6 protein-coding genes and 2 pseudogenes are annotated in these 5,400 nt (G+C 41.2%); 6 read left to right on the plus strand and 2 right to left on the minus strand.

The features are described 5' to 3' along the window. Positions 1–375: 375 nt before the first annotated feature. Positions 376–892 (minus strand): annotated as a pseudogene (locus H6G97_RS44360) (hypothetical protein). A 128-nt stretch (positions 893–1,020) separates the two neighbouring features. Then, positions 1,021–1,317: a hypothetical protein gene (locus H6G97_RS44365; RefSeq protein ID WP_199350095.1), complete on the minus strand. Its 297-nt coding sequence runs from the start codon at positions 1,315–1,317 to the stop codon at positions 1,021–1,023. A 287-nt stretch (positions 1,318–1,604) separates the two neighbouring features. Between H6G97_RS44365 and H6G97_RS44370 the strand changes: the two genes are divergently transcribed. From H6G97_RS44370 to H6G97_RS56370, 6 genes and pseudogenes are all read left to right on the plus strand, one after another. Further along, on the plus strand, positions 1,605–2,396 hold the full coding sequence (locus H6G97_RS44370; protein WP_190946844.1) for a ParA family protein: 792 nt from the start codon (positions 1,605–1,607) through the stop codon (positions 2,394–2,396). Between the two features lie 2 nt (positions 2,397–2,398). Beyond that, complete coding sequence (locus tag H6G97_RS44375; RefSeq protein WP_190946845.1) at positions 2,399–3,517, plus strand: ParB N-terminal domain-containing protein; 1,119 nt, start codon at positions 2,399–2,401, stop codon at positions 3,515–3,517. Positions 3,518–3,691: 174 nt separating this feature from the next. After that, positions 3,692–4,312: a YrrC family ATP-dependent DNA helicase gene (locus tag H6G97_RS56355; protein WP_422394276.1), complete on the plus strand. Its 621-nt coding sequence runs from the start codon at positions 3,692–3,694 to the stop codon at positions 4,310–4,312. Positions 4,313–4,320: 8 nt separating this feature from the next. Then, positions 4,321–4,392: pseudogene (locus H6G97_RS56360) on the plus strand (helix-hairpin-helix domain-containing protein); the annotation flags it as partial. A 135-nt stretch (positions 4,393–4,527) separates the two neighbouring features. Then, positions 4,528–5,130, plus strand: coding sequence for an ATP-dependent DNA helicase (locus tag H6G97_RS56365; protein WP_422394277.1), 603 nt, complete (start codon positions 4,528–4,530; stop codon positions 5,128–5,130). Between the two features lie 60 nt (positions 5,131–5,190). Further along, entirely contained in the window at positions 5,191–5,334 is a 144-nt protein-coding gene (locus H6G97_RS56370) for a heavy metal transporter (RefSeq protein WP_422394278.1), read from the plus strand. Positions 5,335–5,400: the final 66 nt, after the last annotated feature.

The raw sequence follows: 5,400 nt of genomic DNA on the forward strand, positions 1-5,400 counted from the left end.
TCAAGTGATCTGTAAGAGCAAGAGAAAGAAGAATAAAATAACTTTTACTTTTTTTCCTAATCTCAAGAGCTTATCATAAACCCTTGGGGGCTAAATGGGGCACAAAATGTCAATCAATCAAATATACCCCATTTAGAACCTATAAGCATCCTATATAGGGGTCAAAATGTCACCGAAGTCCTGAACTACTGTTGGGGTATATATAGACCCTATGTAACCCCCACAAAGAATTTCTGAAATCTTTTTTATCAACGTAGCAGAAATTAATTTAGATCATTGTTGACTCTTTGATTTATACTTTACTGTCAACCTTTTGTTGAAAAGCAATTCCGTTTTGATCTCTAACTGCGTGCTGACTATATAACGAGTGGGTTACTACTTGCTGACAGGTTCAGCTTTCTCAACTGAATTATCATTCACACCCAAAGTCAATTGCAGAGGAGTCCTTTGGGGGTAAGCTTTTACCACTTGTCGATAAACTTCATAGTTAGTAGGTAGCGTGTTCTGAGTATTACCCACTCCATAGGTCAGGAAAGTACTTTACATTTTTGATCAATTCAGGTTTGCTTGCCTCTTCTAGAGATTTTTTGCGTTGTTCAACTTCATCAACACTTGGCCTCGGCGGTAAAGTAGGCCACCATAGCCCACGGTCGTCTGGTCCAACAACTGCTCCTGGTGGTTTTACTCCATTCCGATTCACCACTGAAGTATTAGCAAAGGTTTCAATGCGTGGCTGTGGTTGACTAGTTAGGTTATTAGCATACAAAACAAGCCAGGTGTAACTGGTGAGTGCTGTAGCTTCATACTGTTCAGTAGTAGTAGTGCTGCAACTAGTTAGTGTCAGTGCCGTTAGTGCAGTTATTATTAAGGGTAAAATTTTCAACTTTTGCATTATCAATCGAATATCTCTTACTAATCACTCTTGAAGAGGGAGTGTGCCATCATTGCTGCCAAGGTGAAGGTATCGCCGTAATCGAAAGCACTTCCCTGGCTTGCAGCCTAATCGCTGTTTGCTCACAGTTAGGGCATTTTACCTTTGTGAAAATCACTCTTTGGTCGTCCTTTGTACTTGCCCATTACGGGTTCTCCAGTGTACTCGCTGATTACCCCCTGCTTGCAGTAGTAGCACTCGAATATCACACGCCCTACCTCCGAGTTGCAATCCAGGAATTGCATGTGCTGACAGGCTTCTGGCGGTAATTCTGGTTCTTCGGAGCGGTCTTGGAAGGGTATATGAGGTTTGGTTGCTGGTGGTAAATCTATTTTTCTCTTGTTGCGCTTGCCAGTCACCTGCGGCTCAATTTTTGGCGGCTTCATGGGTTTTTCCTCGACAGGGGGATGGTCAGGCTGTTACTGAGTTTTGAGTTATTCATCAACTAAAGTCAAATCAGATTTAACAGATGAGGTAATGGGTTTGGGCTGTTGCTGTTTTGATGGTTTAGATGGACGTTGGGTTGATTTCAATTTAATTTTGTTTATTTCTCAATCCTTAAAAAATATGTCGTATTTTAAAATACGACAGAAATAGGTGACAAATACAAATGCATGATATACATTTTTCACAAGCTTAATGTCGAATTTCAAAATCCGACAAAAAAACTGATATGAAGCAGATAGTTCTCTCACTGATAGCTAACGCAGGCGGTGTAGGTAAAACTACACTCAGTGTACACCTTGCATACGAGATAGTTCGACGTGGCTTTTCTGTAGCAATACTTGACTTAGATCCACAACGCTCTTTAGATGTGTTTTGTGGGGTACCACCTGCTGAAGTATCTAATACTCTAGTTAAAGCATTATCCAAAGATTTTAAGGGGGATTGGAAATTAATTTCGGTTTGGGAAGAATCAAAAATTCAAGTCTGCCAAGGACATCCATTAATGGCTGAAATGGCCAACGAATTAGTAATTAGGAAACGAGGAGAGTACGCACTTAGCGATCGCTTAAAAAACTACCCATTACCTCATAACCTAGTAATCTTGGATTGCCCAGCCACATTGGGAATGCTGAATGTTAATGCTTTAGCCGCTTCAACTCACATATTAGTTCCAGTGCAATTAGAAATGAAAGCGATTTCTGGTTCAGCAGAATTGGTAGAATGGTGCATTTCAACCAGTGATGAGTTACAGTTATCACCTCGTCCACCAATTTTAGGGTTTGTGCCAAGTATGTATGATGATACCGTAGCAATGCACAGACAATATCTAGAGCAATTACCAGAAATCACTGAACATTTACAATTGAAACTTTACCCCAAAGTTCGTAGTTCCAATGAATTCAAAAATGCTAGCGCTCACGGGCTACCTTTACAAAAATACCGTCCTAAACATCCTGCTTGTAAAGATTTTAAGCAAATTACAGATGATTTAGTCGCTTTAATTAAGGAGAAAAAATAATCGTGGCTTTGCCTAAAATTGCTAGTAAATTTAGTATTGCAGTTCAAAAAACTGAGCAAGAACAAAAAATTGCTGAACTTCAAATAGAAATAGAAAGACTCAGAACCGCACAATCTCCTGAATTAGAGAATGAACTGCAAAAACTCCGAGAACAACTTCAAAATCAATCAGGAGAAGTACAAGTTGATTTAAATCTCATTGACCCGAATCCTAATCAGCCTCGGCAGACAATTACACCAGAATTCATACAAGCAAAAGCACGATTACTCAAAAAACACGGGCAGATTTCAGCAGTCATCTTAGTCAGACAGAGTAATGGTCGTTACATACTGTTAGATGGGCAGCTACGTACTGAAGGAGCTAAATTACTAGGCTGGTCAACTATTCGTGCAGTAATAGTGGCAATGCCTAATGACTTAGATCAATCTGCATTACTAACTTTTCTTGGGTTTGAAGACTTGAATCCTTTAGATAAAGCAGAGGCAGTATTTAAAGAAGTAATGAAGTCCGCTAATTTGTCAATGGATGAAGTTTCCACAATGTTGGGAACGGTAATTAAAAGAATAGAGAGAAATGGAAATAGTAAAGAGCTAGCAAAATTGATGGCTGTTAGCGTCGATGAACAGCAGCAGGGCTTAGAACTATTGGAAATTACAGGTAAAGAACAGAGTCTACTACTAATGCTGCTAGAGTTAGGGTTAAATCCTAGTTCTGTGAAAGCTAATCTAATGCCGATGCTTTATCTGCCTCAAGATTTAAAACAGGTCATCAGGCAGCATGGACTCAAAGGCGCTCATGCTTTAGCATTGGCAACTCTATCTGCCAAGGCATTAGACATCTCCGAAAATCAAGCAGCATCCGAACGGATTGCAGCAACAGATGAAGTCTTAAAGAAAAATCTGACAGTAACAGAAACTCGTGAACTGGTTAGAAAAATTAAGATCAAGTATTTAAAGTCAAATGAACAAGAGTTAAAAGAGGTAAAAATAATATTTCAAAAAGTTAATGGGATTTCTGGAGATTTGCTTAAAAAAGCTAGTAGTAAACAGCTTCATGAAATGCGCTCTCTTTTCCAGCAGAAATTACAAGAAATTGACAAAGTTATTGCTACAAGTAAATAAATTCAATATTCTTACTTTTACAGATTGTTTCATAGGAGTAAGTTAATCGGAGAAATTAGGGTGAGTTTTCGATGACACTAATACTGGGTGTGTGGTTTAGTATTTATGTACTATATTCACTGAATTCCAGTATTATATACAATGATGTGCTGTGCGGCATCTGAATCATAAGCAATGTCCACTCCTTCTAATCTTTCCGCTCAACAAATAAGCGCCTTTCCTCAACACGAAACAATCACCGGAGTCGTAGAACGCCTAACTTTTTACTCTGCTGAGTCAGGTTACACCGTCGCAAGACTGACTCGCCCGCGTAGCACCGAACTCACAACAATCGTTGGTAGGTTTGCTAACATCCAGTCAGGTCAAACTCTACAGCTAACTGGTTTCTGGCGTGACCATCCACAATTTGGCCCGCAGTTCCAAGTAGTCAACTACAAAGAAACCAAATCAGCCACTCTCACTGGAATTGAGAAATACTTGGGCAGTGGACTTATTATTGGTGTTGGCCCAGTCACAGCCAAGCGTATCGTCGCTCACTTCGGGCTAGAAACCCTGGACATCATCGAAAACCAGATTGAACGGGTGATTGAAGTCCAGGGTATTGCCAAAAAGCGGATTAAGTTAATTAAAAATGCCTGGGAGACACAGAAAGCCATAAAAGAAGTAATGGTATTTTTGCAAGGGCACGGTGTATCAACAACATACGCGGTCAAAATTTACAAGCAATATGATGAAGCGATACCTTCGGCACGTCTTCGACGAACGCCACTGTTACGAAGAACCCTTACCAGCTAGCAGCCGACATCTACGGTATTGGTTTTCTGACTGCTGACAAGATTGCAAGGAATATAGGAATTGCACCGGACTCAGAATTTCGTTATCGTGCGGGGATTGTCCACTGTCTAAGTGAAGGCGCCGAAGATGGTCACTGTTACCTGCCACAAAGTGAACTGATTGAATCGGTAATCAAACTGCTGGCTACCGAATCTCATCAGCCCACAGAAGAAGCGGTGGCGATCATTATTAAAGATATGGCTCTCGCAGACGACCTGATTCGAGAGCGGGATGAAGATAAAACGCTACTTTGCTACAAGCCGACTTACTTTCATACGGAACAGAATTTAGCTCAACTGATACGCCAACGCTTGGAAAAGCCTGTTGGCACCGACATTGAGCGCGTGCGTGATTGGATTGACCGCTTTACAGCCAGCCGTGAAATTCAGCTTTCAGAACAGCAACGCCAAGCTGTAGAAACAGCAGCCTATTCTAAAATCATGATCCTTACTGGTGGTCCTGGCGTTGGAAAAACTTTCACCACCCACACAATTGTCTCACTTTGGAAAGCGATGGGTAAATCTATTGCAATGGCAGCACCAACTGGACGGGCTGCTCAACGCTTGGGTGAGATGACTGGACTTGAAGCCAAAACCATACATCGCTTGTTAGAATTTGACCCCAGGACAAGGGGATTTAAATGCGACAGTGAAAACCCTTTACCTCAAACAACAATTGTCGTTGATGAAGCATCGATGCTTGATTTATTCTTAGCATACTCCTTGGTTAAAGCAGTGGCAGAAGGCGCTCAACTGTTGTTGGTCGGAGATATTGATTAGTTACCATCTGTAGGGCCAGGCCAAATACTCGCTGACCTGATCAATTCTGGGCGAGTTCCGGTGGTGCGGTTGACCCGTGCCAAAAAGTTAGCGATCGTTGTTGGAGCGAAAAAAGCGATATCTTTGGCGGTGCGCTCTACTGACGACCAAGAGCGCTACACAAGGTTGAAGCAGAGGTTGCTTCAGACAGGGCTGGATTGGTGATGTGTTTTGGTTCTTCAAAATAGAAAACTTTATTGAGTTATACTTTTAAATCCCCTGGTTAAAAAA

The organism is Nostoc flagelliforme FACHB-838, from assembly GCF_014698065.1.
Classification (GTDB): domain Bacteria; phylum Cyanobacteriota; class Cyanobacteriia; order Cyanobacteriales; family Nostocaceae; genus Nostoc; species Nostoc flagelliforme_B.

What these genes read in the sequence shown, in the direction of transcription:
- H6G97_RS56355 (WP_422394276.1), top strand. Translation starts at nt 3,692, where the DNA reads ATGTCCACTCCTTCTAATCTTTCCGCTCAACAAATAAGCGCCTTTCCT.
- H6G97_RS44365 (WP_199350095.1), bottom strand. Translation starts at nt 1,317, where the DNA reads ATGAAGCCGCCAAAAATTGAGCCGCAGGTGACTGGCAAGCGCAACAAG.
- H6G97_RS44370 (WP_190946844.1), top strand. Translation starts at nt 1,605, where the DNA reads ATGAAGCAGATAGTTCTCTCACTGATAGCTAACGCAGGCGGTGTAGGT.